Origin of the sequence: Gracilibacillus suaedae (assembly GCF_017599345.1) — a bacterium.
Classification (GTDB): Bacteria; Bacillota; Bacilli; order Bacillales; family Amphibacillaceae; genus Gracilibacillus; species Gracilibacillus suaedae.
The window spans coordinates 67,143-88,670 of record NZ_JAGFVL010000055.1 but is presented as its reverse complement, the minus strand read 5'-3'; the positions used below and the strand labels follow the sequence as shown (position 1 = coordinate 88,670).

Annotated in this window: 21 protein-coding genes and 2 riboswitches; of the genes, 5 read left to right on the top strand and 16 right to left on the bottom strand. The window is 37.4% G+C overall.

The features are described 5' to 3' along the window. Nucleotides 1-61: 61 nt before the first annotated feature. The 3 genes from J5J03_RS16280 to J5J03_RS16270 are packed head-to-tail and all read right to left on the bottom strand — an operon-like array spanning nt 62 to nt 2,897. The gene (locus tag J5J03_RS16280; protein ID WP_208590942.1) at nt 62-856 is read right to left on the bottom strand and encodes an energy-coupling factor transporter transmembrane component T family protein; all 795 of its coding nucleotides are present in this window, start codon (nt 854-856) and stop codon (nt 62-64) included. Beyond that, complete coding sequence (locus J5J03_RS16275) at nt 846-2,300, bottom strand: ABC transporter ATP-binding protein (RefSeq protein ID WP_208590941.1); 1,455 nt, start codon at nt 2,298-2,300, stop codon at nt 846-848. Before J5J03_RS16275 ends, J5J03_RS16280 begins: the two co-directional genes overlap by 11 nt. Nucleotides 2,301-2,306: 6 nt before the next feature. Next, nucleotides 2,307-2,897 carry an ECF transporter S component gene (locus J5J03_RS16270; protein WP_208590939.1) on the bottom strand — a complete coding sequence of 197 codons (591 nt, stop codon included), beginning with the start codon at nt 2,895-2,897 and terminating at the stop codon, nt 2,307-2,309. Between the two features lie 168 nt (nt 2,898-3,065). Continuing rightward, nucleotides 3,066-3,172: riboswitch (TPP riboswitch) on the bottom strand. Between the two features lie 150 nt (nt 3,173-3,322). Next, nucleotides 3,323-3,505: riboswitch (Lysine riboswitch) on the top strand. Between the two features lie 137 nt (nt 3,506-3,642). Here J5J03_RS16270 and dapA point away from each other — a divergent pair. The 3 genes from dapA (at nt 3,643) to J5J03_RS16255 (ending at nt 5,060) form a co-directional block, all read left to right on the top strand. Beyond that, a complete protein-coding gene (gene dapA, locus J5J03_RS16265; RefSeq protein ID WP_208590937.1) occupies nt 3,643-4,533 on the top strand; it encodes a 4-hydroxy-tetrahydrodipicolinate synthase in 891 nt (296 codons plus the stop codon). 69 nt (nt 4,534-4,602) lie between these two features. After that, complete coding sequence (locus J5J03_RS16260; RefSeq protein ID WP_208590936.1) at nt 4,603-4,899, top strand: transposase; 297 nt, start codon at nt 4,603-4,605, stop codon at nt 4,897-4,899. Continuing rightward, nucleotides 4,896-5,060, top strand: a complete 165-nt coding sequence (locus J5J03_RS16255; protein WP_208590935.1) for an IS3 family transposase — start codon at nt 4,896-4,898, stop codon at nt 5,058-5,060. Before J5J03_RS16260 ends, J5J03_RS16255 begins: the two co-directional genes overlap by 4 nt. 58 nt (nt 5,061-5,118) lie before the next feature. Here J5J03_RS16255 and J5J03_RS16250 read toward each other — a convergent pair whose 3' ends face one another. Then, nucleotides 5,119-6,258 (bottom strand): M20 family metallopeptidase, encoded by a 1,140-nt coding sequence (locus tag J5J03_RS16250; protein WP_208590934.1) that lies wholly within the window; start codon nt 6,256-6,258, stop codon nt 5,119-5,121. A 105-nt stretch (nt 6,259-6,363) separates the two neighbouring features. Here J5J03_RS16250 and J5J03_RS16245 point away from each other — a divergent pair, with 105 nt between their 5' ends. Beyond that, nucleotides 6,364-6,807, top strand: coding sequence for a YaiI/YqxD family protein (locus J5J03_RS16245; protein WP_208590933.1), 444 nt, complete (start codon nt 6,364-6,366; stop codon nt 6,805-6,807). Here the strand turns inward: J5J03_RS16245 and J5J03_RS16240 are convergent. Together J5J03_RS16240 and J5J03_RS16235 are read right to left on the bottom strand one after the other, a co-directional pair. Then, nucleotides 6,804-6,953, bottom strand: coding sequence for a hypothetical protein (locus J5J03_RS16240; RefSeq protein ID WP_018933964.1), 150 nt, complete (start codon nt 6,951-6,953; stop codon nt 6,804-6,806). The two genes, J5J03_RS16245 and J5J03_RS16240, sit on opposite strands and share 4 nt — an antisense overlap. Beyond that, nucleotides 6,953-7,732 carry an alpha/beta hydrolase gene (locus J5J03_RS16235; protein WP_208590932.1) on the bottom strand — a complete coding sequence of 260 codons (780 nt, stop codon included), beginning with the start codon at nt 7,730-7,732 and terminating at the stop codon, nt 6,953-6,955. Before J5J03_RS16235 ends, J5J03_RS16240 begins: the two co-directional genes overlap by 1 nt. A 121-nt stretch (nt 7,733-7,853) precedes the next feature. Here J5J03_RS16235 and J5J03_RS16230 point away from each other — a divergent pair, with 121 nt between their 5' ends. Beyond that, nucleotides 7,854-8,123 carry a hypothetical protein gene (locus J5J03_RS16230; RefSeq protein WP_231710790.1) on the top strand — a complete coding sequence of 90 codons (270 nt, stop codon included), beginning with the start codon at nt 7,854-7,856 and terminating at the stop codon, nt 8,121-8,123. Between the two features lie 271 nt (nt 8,124-8,394). On the opposite strand, the gene cysK is transcribed toward J5J03_RS16230, so the two are convergent. The 10 genes from cysK to ilvA all read right to left on the bottom strand — a co-directional run bounded on the left by cysK (nt 8,395) and on the right by ilvA (nt 21,467). Then, complete coding sequence (gene cysK / locus J5J03_RS16225; RefSeq protein ID WP_208590931.1) at nt 8,395-9,309, bottom strand: cysteine synthase A; 915 nt, start codon at nt 9,307-9,309, stop codon at nt 8,395-8,397. Nucleotides 9,310-9,498: 189 nt separating this feature from the next. After that, nucleotides 9,499-10,203, bottom strand: a complete 705-nt coding sequence (locus tag J5J03_RS16220) for a LutC/YkgG family protein (RefSeq protein ID WP_208590929.1) — start codon at nt 10,201-10,203, stop codon at nt 9,499-9,501. Further along, entirely contained in the window at nt 10,196-11,629 is a 1,434-nt protein-coding gene (locus J5J03_RS16215; RefSeq protein WP_208590927.1) for a LutB/LldF family L-lactate oxidation iron-sulfur protein, read from the bottom strand. The genes J5J03_RS16220 and J5J03_RS16215 overlap by 8 nt, the downstream gene beginning before the upstream one ends. After that, nucleotides 11,629-12,354, bottom strand: a complete 726-nt coding sequence (locus J5J03_RS16210; RefSeq protein WP_208590925.1) for a (Fe-S)-binding protein — start codon at nt 12,352-12,354, stop codon at nt 11,629-11,631. Before J5J03_RS16210 ends, J5J03_RS16215 begins: the two co-directional genes overlap by 1 nt. A gap of 115 nt (nt 12,355-12,469) precedes the next feature. Further along, the gene (locus tag J5J03_RS16205) at nt 12,470-14,536 is read right to left on the bottom strand and encodes a bifunctional aldolase/short-chain dehydrogenase (protein WP_208590923.1); all 2,067 of its coding nucleotides are present in this window, start codon (nt 14,534-14,536) and stop codon (nt 12,470-12,472) included. 97 nt (nt 14,537-14,633) lie between these two features. Further along, the gene (gene rhaA / locus J5J03_RS16200) at nt 14,634-15,896 is read right to left on the bottom strand and encodes an L-rhamnose isomerase (RefSeq protein ID WP_208590921.1); all 1,263 of its coding nucleotides are present in this window, start codon (nt 15,894-15,896) and stop codon (nt 14,634-14,636) included. A gap of 13 nt (nt 15,897-15,909) precedes the next feature. After that, entirely contained in the window at nt 15,910-17,304 is a 1,395-nt protein-coding gene (gene rhaB, locus J5J03_RS16195; RefSeq protein ID WP_208590919.1) for a rhamnulokinase, read from the bottom strand. A 199-nt stretch (nt 17,305-17,503) separates the two neighbouring features. Continuing rightward, nucleotides 17,504-18,361 (bottom strand): MBL fold metallo-hydrolase, encoded by an 858-nt coding sequence (locus J5J03_RS16190; protein ID WP_208590918.1) that lies wholly within the window; start codon nt 18,359-18,361, stop codon nt 17,504-17,506. Between the two features lie 750 nt (nt 18,362-19,111). Continuing rightward, nucleotides 19,112-20,092, bottom strand: coding sequence for an AraC family transcriptional regulator (locus tag J5J03_RS16185; RefSeq protein WP_208590916.1), 981 nt, complete (start codon nt 20,090-20,092; stop codon nt 19,112-19,114). Between the two features lie 115 nt (nt 20,093-20,207). Further along, nucleotides 20,208-21,467: a threonine ammonia-lyase IlvA gene (gene ilvA / locus J5J03_RS16180; RefSeq protein ID WP_208590915.1), complete on the bottom strand. Its 1,260-nt coding sequence runs from the start codon at nt 21,465-21,467 to the stop codon at nt 20,208-20,210. Nucleotides 21,468-21,528 lie beyond the last annotated feature (61 nt).

Sequence of the window (21,528 nt, the reverse complement as noted above, 5' to 3'; positions counted from 1 at the left end):
AAATAAAAAAAGAATAAACCGTGTTTAATTAAACAGGTTTATTCCTCAATCGTTTATCTTTTCACCGCACATATTCAACTGGAAATACTGTAAATTGATTACTGCAAACATACGAAATAATTAACCAAACAACTAAGATGAAAAAAAATAACAGATCTTTATTCGTATAACCTAAATGATAATAAAAAGTTCTCTTATTATTTTTCGAGAATTGTTTCGCCTCCATAGCTACGGCAATTCGATGAGCTCGCCGAATACTTTGGGCTAATAAAGGAATGGCATATAATTTTACCTTTTCGTACATCCCTTTAACACCTTTGGAATATTGGACACCTCTTACTTTTAATGCTTGACGTAATGTTTGAAATTCTTCCACAATGATCGGTAACATACGGATTGCTGCCATAAAACTATAAGCATACTTTGGCTTTAACTTTAATTGCTGCATCGTGGAGTAAAATAAATATACGGGTCTTGTCGTTAAAGCGAATAGTAAACTTAAAAGGCCAAAAACCATACTTCTTAATCCTAAGTGAATGCCACGATAAAAGCTCTCCTCTGTGATATGTATGAGACCGAATTTAAACCACGTTTGCTCTCCCTCCCCAAAAAAGATCATCGTTGTAGAGGAGGAAAGAAAAATAATCGTTAGCGGAATAGCTAATAAGCCGATAACTTTCCAACGATGACCGGTACCAAAAAGATAAAGCACAGCAATTCCAGTAATCATATACAACAAAAAGTTAGGATTATGGACGAACAACAAACCAATAAATAGAGCAGTTAATGTCAATAATTTAAAACTAGGATTTATCTGATGTAACCAGGTTGGTTGGTAACTAACACTAATAGACATACATATCATCCTTCGAGATATTTTCTTGCACTCTGGAAAGGTCTAAGATTTCCATAAGTTCCCCATCTTTTATTCGCCATTCCTTCGTTGCATATAATTCAACTATTTCAGGCTGGTGGGTAACCATCACAATGGTGATATTATTTTTCCGGCATTCTTCAAAAAGTTCAAGCATTTGAAAAGTGTTTTTGGCATCCTGGCCAAAGGTCGGTTCATCCAATAATAGAATATCTACATCTGCAATGGTAGCGGTTGCTACACTTAATCGTTTCTTTTGACCAATCGATAATTGATAGGGATGGTGGTCTTTAACATGATATAAGTTATATCTTTTTAAATGTGCTTCTAACCTATCTGCAAACTTTTCTGGGTGAACATCACTATTTTTCAAAGAGTGCTCTAGTTCGGCATAAACACTATTCGTGATAAATTGCAGTTCAGGATTTTGGAACACATACCCCATCTTCCGATAATCACATGTGTTACTATTATCTGATAAAAAATAGTTAATCTCGCCTGATGTTTTTATCAGTTGCATTATCGCAAGCATCAATGTACTTTTGCCTGAACCATTTTCACCAGTTATCGCTAGCCAGTCTCCTCGATGAATCACTGCATCATTAACATGCATTTTTATTTGTTTTTGGTAGTAACCATGAAAGGAATCCATGGTTATGATCGGTTGATGCATGTTATCATATTGCGCATAATTAGGAAGTTGCTGGGCATAGTCATCCCAAATGTTTGGATACCATATCCCATACTGATACAACTTACTTCGGAATCGACTGAAGATATCGTTTGGTTCACCATCAGCCACTATAGCACCTATTTCATCTAAAATAATGACCCGATCAACTAAGGGTAAAACATGATCAATTTTATGTTCTACAATCACCACTGTCTTATCTTCTGAAACTTCCTTCAAGGTATCCCAAACTTGTTTCGTGCCAATCTGATCCAACATAGCGGTTGGTTCATCTAAGAACAACACTTCAGGTTCCAAGGCTAATACCGATGCTATCGCAAGCCGCTGTTTCATTCCGCCTGATAATTGCTGGATAGAAACGTGTTCATCCGCTAATTGTAAACCAACCCGATCTAGGTATTGGCTAATTAAGAAAGCCATGTTTTGCTGAGATATGTTTCTATTTTCTAGTACAAAAGCAATCTCCTCATCTACATAAGGCATACAAAATTGAGCATCTGGATCCTGAAAAACCATACCATACGATTCTGAAATCTTCCGTTTATCTGCTTTAATAGGTACTTCTATCACGTCAGGTATTAAGCCAGCCAATATTTGGAGTAAGGTGGACTTTCCCGATCCTGATGGACCGACAAGCAATACTTTCTCACCTTGTTGAATGGATAGTGAAACATCTTTAAATAATAATGATGTTTCATTTGGATATTTAGCTCGTAAATTTTTCACTTCAAGCATGCCAATTTACCTCATCTCATCTTCGAGTCTTTGATAATCATCATTAGATACTGGACGGATTGCCTTGGTGACACCCGTTTTGTCCAATGCTTCTACTAAGTAATAAGCAAATACACCTGTAATCAATATCGATCCTACTAATCTGGCAACGATCAACAAGGTAAGGTTCCAAAGTGCTAATGAATCGATATATCCATAAAAAACATCTAATAGGAGTGATCCTATCGCAGCGCCTATTGCTGCTAGACAAGTAACATACAGACGATAACTCTTATATCGATACATAGCAAAGATTAGTTCACAGCCTAATCCCTGTATAAGACCATATAGAAGGAGTGATATACCCCATTGTCCACCAAATAAAAATTCTCCTTGAGCAGCTGCGAGTTCTGCTAATAAAGCAATACCCGGCTTGCGAATAATCAGAAAAGCTACTGTTGCAGCCATAAACCACATACCGTATATTAACTGATCCACATGTAAACCAAGTATCCCTACAAAGCTGTATAATGGACCCCACAGTTTGTAAATAACACTAAAAATAAAGGCAATAACAATGGTTATCAAAATATCAGTCAAAGTTAACGTTTTTTTCATCTACATCCATCTCCTTTTTTTAATTAAGAATAAGTATTCGTCTAGTCTTACCCGTTCTTGATGAGTCACTTAGTTACAGCAAAACCCTCCTCCAAACACAAAAAGCCACTATCCATACATACGTAGAGATAGTGGCTATACTTATCCATATAAAAAGTATTGCAATTTATTAGATACTAGCCACTTCCCTACGCTGGTATGAACCAGATCAGGTTCTAAGGGTCTTAAAGTATTACTTTAATCTCAGTCTTTAAAAGACACCCCTAGTGGAATGTGTTGATAATATTTAATTCGACTTCATCATATCAAATTTTTCCATATTGTCAAGAAAATTTTTTTGTAAATCAGATTGCATGAATCGATATTTTTTGATATAGTTGGTATCAACGTAAAACAATTAAATATTTTGCTTCAATTTTTATTGAAGTGAGAATAGAGGTGCAAAAACCATTAGTACATAGTGGGAGGCTGGTGTTGCCTGAGAAAGCTATCGAAAGGGGAATTTGCCGAAGTAAAATAAGTATGCATCAACTTATTTTACTGGTCCTTCATTGAACAAATGTAGGGCTGTCATATAGTGCCACACTATATGGAGGGCTATCTCACGCATCGAATCCAATTTGAATTCCAGATGCAACAATGCTCTCATTGTTGCATCTTTTTATTTTCAATTGGCGATGAGATACCCTCTATTCAATGGAACTAGTCAAATTGTTTTAAATCTTTGAATAGAGGTGGATATATCATGAACTTTGGACGTGTATTAACCGCAATGGTAACTCCCTTTGATCAAAATGGAGACATTGATTATGGAAAAACAGAACGATTAATTAACTATTTACTACAAAATGGAACAGATGCACTAGTTGTTGCCGGGACAACTGGAGAATCTCCTACACTATCAAAAGAAGAGAAATTATCACTCATTAAATTTACTGTTAAAACAGTTAATGGTCGCGTACCTATCATAGCAGGGACAGGATCAAACAATACTCGTGAATCTATTGAAATGACAAAAAAGGTGGAAACGATTGGTGTAGATGGGGTTATGCTTGTTGCGCCATACTACAATAAACCTTCACAGGAAGGCTTATATCAGCACTTTAAAGTCATTGCGGAATCTACTACTCTCCCAGTGATGTTATATAATATACCGGGTAGAACAAGTGTAAATGTGAATCCTGAAACCATTATTGAACTTGCTAAAATCGATAATATCGTCTCTGTTAAAGAAGCTAGTGGTAACCTTGATGTTATGACAAAAATCATTCGAGAAACAGACCAGGACTTCTCACTATACAGTGGTGATGATCATTTAACACTTCCTGCTGTTGCAATTGGAGCACATGGAATAGTATCAGTCTCTTCACATATCATTGGTAACGAAATGAATGAAATGGTTGCTGCTTGTCAAAATGGTGATATATTAAGAGCACAGCAATTACATCAATATTTGCTGCCAATCATGCAAACGATGTTTATGGCACCAAGCCCAACACCTGTAAAAGCAGCTCTAGGAATGAATGGTATAGACGTAGGAAATGTCCGTTTACCACTAGTACCATTAAACGAAGAAGAAATGCAAATATTAAGACACCATTTACATTTCCTTCAAGAAAATTATTATGCAGGATAATAAAAGAGGCTAACTAGGTACCACCCCCCGAAAGTTAGAGTGGAAAATCTAACTTTCGGGGGTGTTTTTATGGCCAAATATAGTGAAGAATTTAAAATAAAGCTTGTCAACGAGTATTTGTATGGGAGCCTTGGATATAACTCGTTGTCGAAAAAATATAATATGCCCAGTTCCACTCCATTAAAAAATTGGGTAAACGCCTATAAAGCGCAGGGTAAGAAGTTATCACGTGAAGAAGAATTAGAACGTGAGAATGAACTACTAAGGTTAGAAAATGCCTACCTAAAAAAGTTGAGAGCTTTTCGGGAGAATCCGAATGCGTTCCACGAAAAGCATAGGCAAAAGCGGCATTCGAACTCAAATTGAAACAAGAAATGTATTATGGAGAAGAATTAGTAAGCTACGAGGAATTAAAAAGCCGAATTGAAGAATATATTGACTGGTACAACCATGAACGGTCAAAAGAAAAATTGGCTGGATTGAGTCCAGTCGAATATCGAACTCAATTCAGCCAATCAGCTGCATAATTAAACTCTAACTTTTGGGGGTAACCACCCTATTGACTTTATATAGTTAGCCTCTTTTTTACTTTGCTAATTCGTCAATTACGTGTGCTAAAAGTATTGTTCTTGGGACAAATGATTCTAATTCCAGATATTCGCTTTCTCGGTGGGCTCGTCCTCCTATAGGTCCTAGTCCATCAACAGTTGGTACACCTAATGCTGACGTAAATGAAGCATCAGATCCCCCACCTGTTTCTGTATCCTTAATAAAAATATCTAGTTCGTCCCCGACTCGTTTAATAATCCGAAGTAGTTTTTCTGTTTGTTCAGTTTTTTCCATCGGGGGACGATTAATATCACCTTCGATTTTGACTTTTGTTCCATCTACTTCCGTATTAGCCATAATTGCAGCAATTTGTTCTTTAATTTCTTCTGCTTGTTCTTGTGTTCGAAAGCGCACATCTATCTGTGCTGTTGCATGATCGGAAACAGTATTTACAGAAGTTCCTCCTTCTATTAATCCGACATTGACATGAATCCCTTCTTCTTCATCAGTAATATCGTATAATTGAATTATTTTATACGCTAACTCTTCGATAGCGCTTCTCCCCTTTTCCGGTTCAATACCAGAGTGAGCTGCTTTTCCGATCACTTCTAATTTATAAAGCCCTTTTCCTCTTCTTGCCGAGACGATTGCTCCATTTTTTCGGGCAGGTTCCATTACTAAAGCAAATTTTTTATTTTGTGCATGTTTCTCGATTAATGCTCTGGAGGTTGGAGAACCGATTTCTTCATCACTAGTAAGTAATATTTCCACCTGTTCGACAGCCGCTTTCTTATGTTCTAGTAATGCCTTCATCGCATAATATACAGAAACAAGGCTTGCTTTCATATCGATTACTCCAGGTCCGTATGCTCGATTTCCATTGATATGAAATGGTCTTTCATTAGCTGTTCCCTTTTCAAAAACGGTATCCATGTGTGTAAGGATTAATATTGTTGGTTTTAAAGGATCCACATTCTTTTTTCGAATAATTAGATGATTACCTGCTTCTTCTTGTTGCACTTCTTCCACTTCAAAATCAATTTGTTGATATAAATGTTTCATGACTGCTCCTACTTTATCGACACCAGCTTTATCGTAAGAGCCGCTATCGATATTGACTAACTGTTCTAACATGTTCAGCATATGCTCTTGTTGTTCTTTCAAATAACTTTTCATTTCATTTCCTAACTTTCTATATATAGATTAAGAAAATCATACTATAATTTTGGCAAATTTGCTATACTATTCATGGCTACTAATATTAAGAATGGAGCGTATTTTATGAAGATATATGTTGATGCAGATGCTTGTCCTGTTACAGATATCATCATGGACGAGGCAAAACGTTTTCTAATAGACGTGATTGTAGTAAAAAGCTACAGTCATTTTTCAATACAAGATACGCCTAAACATGTAACAGTAAAATATGTAGATGACGGAGCTGATGCAGTTGACTACCGCATTGTACAAATGGTTCAGCGTGATGATCTCGTCATTACACAGGACTATGGGCTTGCAGCACTTTGTTTAGAGAAAGGTTGCTATGTCATGCATCATGTTGGTTTTACTTATTCAAAAGATAAAATAAACCAAATGTTACAAGAGCGACATGTAAATGCTAAAGCTAGAAAAGCTGGTATACGAACGAAAGGCCCAAAGAAATTTACCGATGAACAAAAAAATAGCTTCCGCTTGAAGTTACGAAAGCTATTGGAGCTATATTAATCTTTTTCCTCTTCTTCAATGATTTCAGCAATTCGGCTAATTTGCCAACGTTTTGCTGTTTCATCATTGATTTCATATACTTTACCTGCTCGCAGTAATTCCTTGTTATAGGTGGATTGCACGAGCATTTTTACCTTTTTTGCCATTAGTCTTCCTCACCTTCTGTTATATAAGCACTTAGCCAACGAATACAAGCTTGTTTCCAGTTTACTGTATTAGGATGTTCATCAGCAAGACCCAAACCATGTCTGCCATCTTGATAAATATGTAACTCATAAGGTATTTGATAGCATTGCAATGCCTCTGCATATTTTAAGCTATTTACTGATAACACCGATTGATCATTTGCAGTAGACCAGATAAATGCGGACGGAGTATTTTCATGTACCATTTTCTCACAAGAATACTGATCAATCAATTGTTGATCTGGATTTTCACCGAGTAAATTTGTTTTACTACCTTCATGTGTAAATTCGTCCATGGTAATCACTGGATAACAAAGGATTTGGAAATCAGGTCTTGATGTATAACCTTTTGATTCCAGATAACGATTACTTATTATCGCTGCAAGGTGACCACCGGCAGAAAAACCTAATACCCCTACTTTATGTTGATCATTCAATCCCCAATCAGTTCTTTTGGTTTTCATCGTTTGTATAGCCTTTTGTGCCTGTTCAATCGTTTCTTGTTGTGAAATCGGTGCAACTTGGTATCTTAATACACATGCATGAAATCCATTTTGATTTAACCACTTTGCGACAGGCTCCCCTTCATGGTAAGCACGATGACCATAACCACCTCCGGGAATCACTAGTATAATCGGAGCTTCCTGAACGTCTTTCGTTAAATACGGCGTAATACTTGGAACATCTTGATGTAAAAACTCCTCTTCCCATTTTACGTTGTCTTTCTCAATTATTTGCAATGGACCAACCACCTTCCATAAATTATTTTTTCAAAAATAGGTGAATATCCCATCCCAAATTGTATTTCGTGCATAGGCTACTACCAAGTGATGAAAGTTTACAGAGGAAGGGGAATGTTATATGTATCATCACCACTACCATCAGATGACACCACAACATGTACGTCATCCTCACCAGCCACATGCAGATGAAAGATTTTTTGGGCCAATCGGACCTTTAGGTGCAGGTTTATTAGGATTTGGATTAGGATTTTTAGGAGGGGAAATTCTTGACGGGCCTCCTGGACCTTATCCATACCCACCATATCCACCTTATTACAATTATCCTCCATATGGACCACCAATTTCACCAGGGCCATATGGACCAGGTCCGTATTTTGGCCCTTATTAGAAAGTAACTTTCAATATTGTAAAATAAAGAACATGCAAAAGTGCTTAATTTAAATGGAAGAAAAATAATTCGAGGAGTAAGATAGATGCTTCTTTAGATATTTGTTTCTGTTACTTAGATAAAGCTTTTTACCCAAGCAAGGAAAAGCTTTTTTCAAGGAACAGAGGTACCCTACTTCCATCGTATAACAAAGAGATCAGTTTCTGACTGATCTCTTAAAGCGTTTTGTGTATATCGTTAGGAATTGCATTGTTCCTAATCGCTTATGCTTTTAGAACAAGTGCATACTTAAATAACGTTCACCTGTATCTGGAGCAATGCAGACAACATTTTTACCTGCTCCCAGTTTTTTTGCTACTTGGATAGCAGCAAAAACTGCTGCGCCTGCTGATGGACCAACAAAGATTCCTTCTTCAGATGCTAGCCGTTTGAATGTGTTAACTGCGTCTTCATCTGCGATTTGAATAATTTCATCGTAAATAGAAGTATTTAAAATATCTGGAACAAAACCAGGGCTTGTGCCAACCAGTTTGTGTTTACCAGGTTTACCACCAGATAATACAGGAGATCCTTTTGGTTCGACAACAGCTATATGCAGGTCAGGCAATTCTTCCCTTAATACTTCACCAGTACCTGTAATAGTTCCTCCTGTTCCAGCGGTTGCAACAAATCCATCTAAGTCATGATTTGTCTGCTCTAAAATTTCACGAGCAGTGGTGGTTCGATGAATATCTGGATTTGCTTTATTTTCAAACTGTTGCGGCATAAAGCTATTTGGAATTTCTTCTACTAATTCTTTAGCCTTTTTAATCGCTCCAGGCATTTTTTCTGCACTAGGTGTCAAAACCACCTTAGCACCATATGCTTTTAAAATATTGATACGTTCCTGTGTCATGTTATCCGGCATCACCAAAACAGCTTGATAACCTTTGGCAGCACATGTCTGTGCCAGTCCGATACCTGTATTTCCGCTTGTTGGTTCAATAATAGTAGAACCTTCTCTCAACATTCCCGCCTTTTCTGCTTCGACAATCATGTTATAAGCAGCTCGATCCTTCACACTCTTTGAAGGATTAAACATTTCTAATTTCACATAAATATCTGCAGCACCTTCAGGTACAAGACGATTTAATTTAACTAAAGGAGTGTTTCCAATCAACTCCGTCATATTTTGATAAACCTTCATCTGCCTACCCCTTCCTACAACATCTTCTCCTATCATAGCAAGGAATCCTCGATAAATACAAGCATCATACTTAAATCGGAGAATTGGGATATGAGTAAGGAAATAAATATGGATGGAACTTTCCTCACATTTCGGAAATAAGGTACTCCTCTTAGTACTTTACAATAACAAACACATTACTCAATATATTTACAAATCATCCACAACGATATAAGCTGCTCGAATTGGTCCGTGGACACCAACTACTAGATTCATTTCAATGTCAGCACTGTTACTTGGGCCGGTAATAAAATTAATACAGGAGGCAATATCTTCTCCTTTTTCGACTTTGGCGTGAATATAGTCAGTTGCCTGGGTCATTCTTTTTACAATGGAGGTCTTCGGAATAATAGCTATATAATTGGCTGGTAACAAGCTAACAGATCGCCCTTGTCCTTTATCATTCAATAGAACAACTGTACCCGATTCTGCTAAAGTAATGTCACTAAACGTAATCCCCACTTCAGCTCTTTCTGCTACTTTAATGGAATTTTCCCGATCATTACGGTCCCACTTAAAAGCATTCAAACCTTGTAAGTACTCTTCTATGTTAGCATTATCAAATCTCGGATCATCTGAATAAACAATGGATTCTGATTCGTATTCCTCCATCACTTCTGTTATGGTTCCAGTTAATTCCGCTAATGTTGTTTGATAAAAATCTGTGTGAATCTCTTTACACTGTTCTCTTAACACACTAATTAATTGGTCTTGATCATATCCTTCTAATACTTTTTTCTGTGGTTTCACAGACCAGCTAGGTTTTTCTACCGGTTTATCGGCAGCAATGCCACCTATCTTTTCGCGAATATTTGTTAAAAAGGAATCGCGGTTGATAATATTACCTTTAGGCATTTTTTTCACCTCGTTTTTGGCGATTCTCAAACCAATCACGAAAGCGTTCATTGGCAGGTTGAGGAAAATCTCTCGCGTGTGTCCAATGTTTTAATGGTCCAGGACCTTTCGTGATCAACTGATTTTTAGCAAATGGTGTCGTTAAAAATGGTGCCATTTTCGTTGCGGTCCGATAAAGATTTGCTGAATTGACGAGTTGTTCGAAACCTCTCATCACCACACGTTCTGACAAGGTTGATTTTTTCTCATCTTCGACAATTTTTCTCCGATGCATAATCAATTGTTCGTGAAGTGGAATTTTTACCGGACAAACTTCTGTACAGGCTCCACATAAGGATGAGGCATATGGTAATTCTTTGTATTCATCATAGTCTGATAATAAAGGAGAAAGCACCGCACCAATTGGTCCAGGATAAATCGATCCATAGGCATGCCCTCCGACATGACGATATACAGGACAGACATTGATACATGCTGCACATCGAATACAATGTAATGCTTCCTGAAATTCCGTGCCTAAGATTTTTGACCTTCCGTTATCTACAATAACTAAATGAAACTCTTCAGGTCCATCTGCTTCTTCTAGTTGCTTAGGACCAGTTAATGCTGTAATATAACTCGTTAATTTCTGACCAACGGCTGCTCTCGTTAACAAGCTAACAACGATATCAAGCTCTTCCCAGCCTGGAACAATTCTTTCCATTCCCATAACGGTAATCTGGGTTTTCGGTAGTGCTGATACCATGCGAGCATTACCTTCATTCGTAACCAAAGCAAATGAACCAGATTCTGCAACCGCAAAATTACATCCGGTAATTCCTAAGTCAGCGGAAAGAAATTCTTCTCGTAATTTTTCACGGGCAAACAACGCTAACTCTTCCGGTTTTTCTGATTTCAAGTAATCTAATTTCTCATGAAAGACATCACGGATCTGTTCTTTATTCTTATGAAGTGCTGGCGCCACAATATGTGAAGGCGGATCATGATCATCAATTTGCAAAATATATTCGCCCAAATCTGTTTCAATTACTTCACAGCCGATAGCCTCGAGAGCTTCATTCATGGAGATTTCTTCCGTTACCATCGATTTTGATTTAGCAATTTTCTTTGCTTCTTTTTCTGTCGCTACTTTCTGAATATATTCGTTCGCTTCTTCTCCCGTTTCGGCAAAAAAGACATGACCGCCTAGTTCCGCAACCTTTTCACTTAATTGATGTAAATAATAATCCAAATGTTCAATCGTGTGACTCCGAATTTCTGAGCCAAGTGTCCGCCAATCTTCCCAATCACCTAATTCATCTGCTGCAGTTGCTCGTTTGTCTTGCAACCTTCCTTGTGCAGAACGAACAGCACCTCGCATAAAATCATCTTCTAATCCTTTTGTTACCCTTTTTTTAAAGTCTTTCTCTCCAATGTGCATCGGCATTATAGGTCACCTCTGCTATTTAAAATTTCCGCGATATGCTTTACCTCAACAGAACTTCCATTCCTAGACAAACGTCCACCGATGTTCATAAGACAGCTACCATCTGCCCCTAGTAAAAGGTTCGCTTTCGTTTCTTCAATATGCTCCACTTTCTCATCAACCATCTGTTCTGAAATGTCACTCATCTTGACCGAAAATGTTCCACCGAATCCACAACAATCATGGCGATTTGGTAAATCAATCATCTGTAATCCCTTTACATTCTCTAACAACCGAAATGGTGCTTCTGTTACACCTAATAATCTGGTCATATGGCATGATGTATGATAAGTAGCAACACCTTCATAGCTTGCACCAACATCTTCTACATCAAGCACATCGACAATAAACTGTGTTAACTCATATGTTTTATCCTTTAATTTGCTTGCTCGTTTCTGCCATTCTGAACCTTCTTCAAATAAATGTACATATTCATGGATCATATAAACACAAGAGCCTGAAATACCTACTACATATTCTGCATCTTCAAAAGTTTCCACTAAATGCTTTGCCACCTCAAGTGTCTCTTTATGATATCCACTGTTATAAGCAGGCTGGCCACAACATGTTTGCGCTTTCGGAAAATCGACTTCACAGCCGAGATGTTCCAACAATTCGACTGCTGCTTTCCCTGCATTCACATAGAACATATCTCCTAAACATGTAACAAAAAATGATATTTTCATGTTTTTACTCCCCTTTTAGGAACATCACCATTGCTCTTTCTATCATTCTATCATGTTTTCAGCATATAGTAGAATGGATAAACCCTCATAACGAGAGTTTATCCATGTTCTAGCATTATCTAGTAAATGCTGCTGCTACCCCACCATCAACAGTTACCATACAACCTGTTGTTTTTGCTGCTTTTGATGAAGCAAGGAAAGCAACAGATTCAGCAATATCCTCTGGTAAAATATTAACGTTTAAGATCGTACGTTTACGGTAATGTTCTTCTAAATCGTCTGTACCGATACCATAGGAAGACGCACGTTCCTTCTTCCAAGAGGAATCCCAAATCTTAGATCCTCTAATAACAGCATCCGGTAAGACAGAGTTAACTCGAATACCTAATGCACCACCATCAGCAGCAACTGTGCGAGCTAAATGCACTTCCGCCGCTTTTGCTGTACTGTATGCCGCGGCATTTTTGCCAGCATAAATCGAGTTTTTCGACCCGATAAATACCATGTTACCTCCAACTCCTTGGTCTTTCATTAATTTGAACACTTCACGTGCGACAAGGAAATACCCTGTTACTAAAACGTTAATATTTAAGTTCCATTGATCCATCGTTGTTTCTTCGAAAGGACTGGAGCTTGCTAGACCTGCATTATTAACTAAGATATCAATACCGCCATACTCACGTACAGATGCTGCTATCGCTGCTTGTACTTCTTCTTCTTTTGTAACGTCCATTTTCACCGCAAAAGCACGATTCCAACCATATTTATCGTTGATTTCTTTTGCTAGATTCTCAGCACCTTCTAGGTTGATATCGGCAATAACTACATGGGCACCATCTTCAATTAAACGATATGTTGTTGCGGTACCGATACCACCAGCTCCTCCCGTTACAAAGGCAACTTGACGAGAAAATTCTGTTTCTGGTGGTGCAAGGCTTAGTTTATAGAGTTCTAATGGCCAGTATTCAATTAAGTATGATTCTTCTTCATTAAGTGATACGAAGTTCCCAAGAACTGTTGCCCCACTCATAACTGCAATTGCACGATGATAAAGTTGTTCACTAATGTTTGCTGCTTTCCAGTCTTTCCCTGTGTTGATCATTCCCAGACCTGGAATTAATATAATACGAGGTGCCGTTTCCATGATTTCGTCGCCTTCATTCTTATTACGTTCAAAATACGCGACATATTCCTCTTGATAGGCTTTAATGCCTTTTGTAATTTTTTCTTTTAATAAATCGATATCACCTGATTGTGGATCCCAGTCAATATATAATGGTACTCGTTTAGTATGAACAAGGTGATCTGGACAAGCAGCTCCCACCTGAGATAACTGTTCTACATTTACACTATTCACAAATGCTAAGACATCGTCATCATCATTATAGGTTGCTAACATTTGCTTATCATTACTAACTTGTCCCCGTACAAGTGGCATTACTTCTGCGAGAAGATTTTCACGTTCTTCTTTTGCTACCGACTGATATTTGTCACCACCAAATAAGGTCTGACCTTGTGCTTTTTGGTTAATATAGCTTTCTGCTTCATTGATGATTGCAATTGTTTTATTGTAACTTTCCTTAGATGTTTCCCCCCATGTTACCAGACCATGTTTCTCCATAATAACTAATTCTGCTCTAGGATTATCTTTTACACCTTCTGCAATCATTTTAGACAGCTTGAAACCCGGGCGAATATACGGTACCCATACAAAGCGGTCTCCATAAATTTCTTCTGCAATCTCTTTCCCATTATCTGCACAAGCAATACTAATGATTGCATCTGGATGTGTATGGTCTACCTGTTTAAACGGTAGAAAGGCATGTAATAATGTTTCAATAGATGAACGTGGATGTTTGGAATCTATCATACAATGTGATAAATATTCTACCATCTCTTCATCAGACATATCTTCACGCTCAAGGAGCGGGCGGATATCATCCAATTTGAGTCCGGTAAAGTTATGAGCTTTCATCGTTGCCAAGTCAGAGCCGCTTCCTTTTACCCACATTACTTCAATGTCGTCACCTTTGAAATCTTTTTCCATCGTCTTAGATGATGTGTTTCCCCCACCGATATTAACAACTGCACGATCTGAACCTAATAGATTGGAACGGTAAACTAATGATGCTAATCCGTCACCTTGTTCAACCTGACTGTCATTCCATTTGTTTTGTACCACTGCATTTCCTCCTCAACATTTTTGTTTTGTTTTATTTGTTTGGTTCTGTTTTGATTATACTACAAAACAAAAATAAATCAACACAAACAAAGATTTGTTATCCACTATTTCGTTTGGATAATACTTTATTCTCGTAATCTTTTACTTCCTCGAGCCAGTTTTCTTGGGAGGGTACTTCCATCTGTTCACAATAATAATCCCAAATAGCACCGAACGGATATGTTTTAAATTCTTCTAATAGCGCTAATCGATCTGTGAAATTGCCTTCTTCCTGTAATTGTTTTAAATGTTCGTTAGGTAATAGTAATGCGTATAGTAATGACTTGATCATATTTCTTGTACCAATTGTCCATGCAGCGACACGATTAATACTGGCATCAAAGAAGTCCAGACCAATCATGACCTTATCTAGTGCGTCGTTTCGAACAATTTCCAGCCCGATTTCGCGGAGTTCATCATCCAATATAATGACATGGTCACTATCCCAACGAACTGGTCGCGAGACGTGCAAGGCTAACCTTTCACTAAATAAAAGCATGGCAGATATTTTATTAGAAACCACTTCTGTTGGGTGGTAGTGACCACTGTCTAATAAACAAAGCTTGTTGTTTTTAAGGGCATATCCCATGTAAAATTCATGAGAGCCAACAACATATGCTTCAGATCCGATACCAAACAACTTACTTTCTACTGCATCAATATTTAACGACTCGTCAACATCCGCCGCAAATATTTCATCTAATGATTCTTTTAGGCGCTTGCGTGGTGTCAGTCGATCACTTGGAATATCTTTATACCCATCCGGGATCCAAATATTTGTTAATGCCGGCTGACCTAATTCTTTTCCAAAATATTCGCCAATTTTACGCGATCTGATGCAATGTTCGATCCAGAAATCTCGAATCTCTTTGTCAGGATGTGCAAGTGTTAAGCCATCCGCTGCTTTTGGATGGGAAAACAGGGTGGGGTTAAAATCAAGACCTAAATCGTTTTCTTTTGCCCATTTCACCCAATTTGCAAAATGTTTTGGTTCTAATTCGTTTCGATCTACCTTTTGTCCATCTGTTTCTGCATAAATCGCATGTAAATTGATTTTATGTTTTCCTGGAATCAATGATAATGCTTTTTCCAAATCCCTTCTCAATTCTTCTGGAGTTGTTGCTTTGCCAGGATAATCACCAGTTACATCAATTCCACCAGACAATTCTTGCTGTTCTACTTCAAATCCGCCAATGTCATCGCCTTGCCAGCAATGAATCGAAATCGGTACATTTTTTAACCTTTCAAAAGCTTCTTCTACTGAAATTCCCCATTTTTCATACTGCTTTTTCGCTGCTTGAAAATTCTCTCTTACACTCATGCGTTTTCACCTCTTAATTGAAATTTTTAATATTAAACGATTGACTAATCATTTGCTTCGACTGTTCAATCGAATCGAATTGACCAGTAGCTATCATTTGCGCTATAAGGTTCCCAATCGCTGTAGCCTCACCTGGTCCTGTGTAGATCGTTTTCTTACTAACAGCCGCTAGTTTTTCATTCATATAGTGGTTCTTACTGCCACCACCAATGATATGGATCGAGTTATACGTTTTCCCTGTTAACTCTTCAATTTCTTTTGCTGTTTGATGATAGCTTTCTACTAAGCTATCATAAATACACTTTGCAAATTCCCCAGCTGTTTCTGGGACTTGTTGGTTAGTCTTTTGACAATAATTTTGAATCGCCTTTTTCATACTTGGTGGACTTAAAAAGCGTTGATCATTGACATCTACTTTTGCTGTGAATGATGATACCTGATAAGCGAGTTCTACAAATTCAGCAAAACTATACTGATCGTTCCATTCACGCTTTACTTCCTGAATCATCCAAAGTCCCATGATATTTTTTAAAAAACGGATATTTCCGTTAGCCCCACCTTCATTGGTGAAGTTATAATCATAAGCTTGTGGTGTACTGATTGGTTCATGATGCTCAACTCCCATTAAAGACCATGTACCCGAGCTAATGTAAATCGTATCTTGAGCCGGTACTGCCATGACTGCTGAGGCTGTATCATGTGTGCCAGGTAAGACAACTTCTAGATTAATGCCAAGCTCTTCTTGTAAATCTTTTCTTAAGGAACCAATTGATTGCATTGGATGACTAGGTTCAGAAAATATATGTGCAGGTATGTTTAATTTTTTTAAGAAATCTTGATGCCATTTTTGATTCGTAGCCTTTAATAGTTGGGTTGTTGTAGCATTGGTGTATTCATTCGTTATTTTTCCAGTAAGTAGAAAATGAAGATAGTCAGGAATCATCAAAAAGTATTGTGCTTTTTCTAATATGTCCGGTTTTTCTTTTTGTAAGGCAAATAGCTGGTAAATCGTGTTAAAAGGTTGGAATTGTATGCCTGTTTCTTGATAGATGTCTTTTTGATCGATAAGTTGAAAAACTTCCTCCATTATCCCATCTGTCCGGTGATCACGATAAGCAACTGCGTCAGTGATTCTGTTTTTGTCTTGATCTAGTAACACAAAGTCAACTGCCCACGTGTCAATACCGATGGTTAAAGGATGATAATGTTTTTCGACACTCTTTTTTAAACCGATCTTGATTTCTTGAAATAGTCCGTCCATATCCCAACACAAGTGGCCGTTTTTCTCTTCCATCTCGTTTTCAAACCGATGGATTTCATCTAATACTAGTTTGTTATGTTGAAGATAGCCTGCAATTACACGTCCACTCGAAGCACCAATGTCAACGGCTAAATAACATTTTTGCAAGTTTATCACCTCTTCTTTGTAAACGGTTTATAATTCTATCATAAAGGAATTACCCAGAATAATATATATCCAAAATTACATACTTATTGTCCTTTTTTGCGAATAAGGTAAAAAGGCTAAACCACATTAATAAACCCTATGAGTTAGACGCTGTTAAACTTCTAATTCATAGGGTTTTCACAAATTTATGTTCATCAATTTAATGAATTTTTTTGTCTACAAATTTTCCATAATCAGGGACGGCAATTTGGTCAAATTCTTTTACTAGTTTTGCTAAGCCATTCGTTAATTCCTCACCAGTCATCGGTAATCCGTGACCGGTAACAGCAATGTTAGGGTTCAATTGATTTAATGTTTCCACTGATCGTTTCGCAGCTTTCCAATCAGTGGTCAAATATCGCGGTGGGCCACTTATTTCCTGTTGTTGTGTAAGTACTTTATACAGATTTTCCTGTTTAACAGTCACAAACGCATCTCCTACCAATAAAGTTCGGTCTTCTTCTCTAAACAAAGAAACATGTCCTGAGGTATGTCCAGGAGTATGGATCCATGTAAAGCCGTGCATATGTGGAATAGTTCCGTCAGTTGGAAGCATTTCAATATGGTCACCTAAATCAATCGGTTGATTAGGAAACATTGGAGACATTTTTGCTATCATGCCGCCTTCAACAGTAGCATCAGGTTCTGGATATGCTTTTTTCCCTGTTAAGAAAGGCAATTCTTTCTCATGCGCATATACAGAGACATCCCAATGCTTTGCTAAGTCCACAACAGCACCAACATGGTCAAAGTGGCCATGCGTCAATATAATGGCTTTCGGTCTGCTATTTGTTCCAAAACGCTCTTCTGTAACCGAAATAATTTCATTCGCTGAATCCGGCATCCCTGCATCTACTAAAACAAAGTCATTTGATTCTGGATTTCCAACCAACATAATATTGACAATTTGAATCGTGTGACAAAGTACATCTGGTAATACTTGCGTGCTTACCCCACTTCCTATTGACGTTGCAGGAATATGATGATAATCACTTCCGTAATTCATTTCTTGATCCATGTATCTATCCTCCTGAATGAATAGTTGATTTCATTTTATTGTTCCATTGATTCACAATCATATTTATACAACTATGAAAAAAACATCTAGTTGATAAAAAAATCAGGCATAAATCAACCAATTGTAAAATTAAATTTGATACATACTGCGAAGTAAGGAAAATACTGTTTGTTCCGAAACTAAATGCACAGTCACCTATGAAGTAATTTTGACATATACCGTGATCGTAACCGCCACTCCGGCTGCCCACTTCCCTTTCCGTCGGGTTTGCCCTTCAGCTAACTTTTTCGAGCAAAAACCGCTCGAAAAAGTGGATCTTCAGGCCAAACAGGTCCCACAGGAGTGGAAGTGGGCGACCTTCGTTAAGGTATGCTCCACAACACTAATCCGAAATCAACAGGTCGATTTCTCCACCATATGTAGCTTAGGGTACCACTATGCTAAAGGGGTATTCACAGCCGATTAATACTGTAATAAAACAGAAAATTTAGTTCCATGAGTTCATTTCTTTCTATAATCAGAGAACAAAAATAGCGTAGGCAGAATACGGAGAGCTCCTGTGGGACAGCGAAAGATGAAGATCCACATTGCAAAGTTAGCTAAAAACCGCCCACGGAAAGCGCAGTATTCTGCCGAAGCGGTTTATCTGCACTCTCTAAGTCAAAAATGGAAGAGAGGAAATTCTTCTCCTCGTTACTGCGCAGTTTATAGATTCCATGCACTTTTATTGTTTGTAATGAAAAAATGCAGTTAATCTTCTTTGATTAACTGCATTTTATAAGCTTTGGGCGTCATCCCGTATTTCTTTTTGAATAGTCGATAGAAGTAGCTTATATTTTCATAACCCACTTCTTCGGCTATGGATTGCATCGGTAAATCACTATATACTAATAAGTTCTTTGCTACTAACAGGCGTTTTTGCTGAACCAAATCTTTAAAATTTTGATTGGTTAAAGACTTGATCTCTTTACTTACCCAGTAAACCGTTTGATTAAAACGATTCGCTAATGATTGTAAATTAGCTTCTTGATAGTGTTCTTCGATATAGCGAAATACTTCTGTTAAGAAGGCGTGCTGTTCGGATTGAATAGTACTTTCATTAGTTTGATTTTGTTGTTCGATCAACTCAATGATGAGTAATCCCATTAAAAATTTAATTTTTGACTTCGATAAGATTGATTCTTCCATCATTTGTTTTAATACTTGCTGCATAATGTCTTGAATACGGTCGGAATTAGACACTGGATAATATAAATACTCTGCTTTTTGGCTAAAATCGAAAATACTATTCATGAGAAAGTTTAGCATTTGGCTCTGGACAAATCCAGTAGATAAATGAGATAGAATATAATCAAAAAAGGCTGGATGAATAATAAAGTTGATAACAATATCACTTTCTTCACATGCAGCTAACTCATGTTCGATATGTTGATTTAGTAGCAGGATATCACCTTGCTTTAAAGTAATTGGCTGATCAGCTACCTTTTGATGAAATTGACCATGGAAGACATAATTCATTTCGATATAATCATGAGAGTGTCTGGGAAAATTAATATACCTGGGGTGTTTGCGAACCATGATCAGATCGTCTTTTAGAAACTTTTCACTTTGGATAACAAAATCAGATGTAAGATCTGTATATATTTTTTTATTAACCGCTTGATTTCCTTTTAATATCGCAAGCTCTTCTTCTGTTTCCTTCATTAGTTCCTCGTATAAGAACGTATCCAAATGCTTCTGCCCCCTTTAAACAAAAATGGGACATTTCCCAGTCCCTCATAAATTAACTCATTGTTATATATGTGGATTTAATAAAAAGGAAGCGCGGCTAAGTCGCTTCCTTTTGTCAAATTAATAATTGAAAAAGTTGTTCGTCTTTGTTAATTTCAATGTAAGTGAAGCCTTTTTTCTCCATGCGAGAAATGATTTGATGGTAGTCTTCAGCCTGTTGGAGTTCAATCCCTACCAGAACAGGTCCCTTGTCACGGTTGTTCTTTTTCGTATATTCAAAGCGGGTGATGTCATCATCCTTGCCTAAGACCTCATCCATAAATTCACGTAATGCACCGGCACGTTGAGGGAAATTCACAATAAAATAATGCTTAAATCCTTCATAGATTAAAGAACGTTCTTTAAATTCCTGCATACGATCGATATCATTATTTCCACCACTTACGATACAAACGACATTTTTCCCTTTAATCTCATCACGATAGTAATCAAGTGCAGATACAGGTAACGCTCCTGCCGGTTCAGCTACGATTGCATTTTCATTATATAAATCTAATAACGTTGTACATAGCTTACCTTCTGGAACAACTGCGATATCATCAATAAATTCTTTAGCAATGTCAAACGAAATATCTCCAACACGTTTTACACTAGCACCATCTACAAATTTATCAATTTTATCTAATTTGACCACTTCATCTTTTGCTAGCGCTGCTTTCATGGAAGCTGCACCTTCTGGTTCAACACCGATAATTTTTGTATCTGGACTGATACTGCTTATGTAAGACCCGACACCAGAAATTAGTCCGCCTCCGCCTACAGCCATAAAGACATGGGATATTGGCTCTTCCATGCTGTCCAATATTTCCAAACCGATTGTACCTTGTCCTGTAATGGTTCTCGTATCATTAAACGGATGGATAAATGATGCATTATGTTCGTTGCAATATTCCATTGCTTGATCAAAAGAATCATCAAATGTGTCACCAATTAAACGGATTTCCACAAACGGACCACCGAAAAATTCAACTCGGTTTACTTTTTGACGTGGTGTTGTACTAGGCATAAAAATCACACCATTTACTCCTAACGCTTTACAGGAATAAGCAACACCCTGTGCATGATTACCAGCACTAGCACAAACCACTCCATTTTCTAATTCTTCTTTTGACAAACCTTGCATCAAATTATATGCTCCGCGAATTTTAAATGAACGGACAACTTGTAAGTCTTCTCTTTTGAGATAAACATTACAATCATATTTATCAGATAAAATGGGATCGCGTTGCAGCGGTGTTTTGACGACTACATCCTTTAGTACTTGATTTGCAATTATGATATCTCTCACTTGAATTGGATTGACTTTTGTACTCATGATTAGAACCCTTCCTACTTCGATTGTTAGATTTATACTAACATAAAGAAGCGGAATAGAA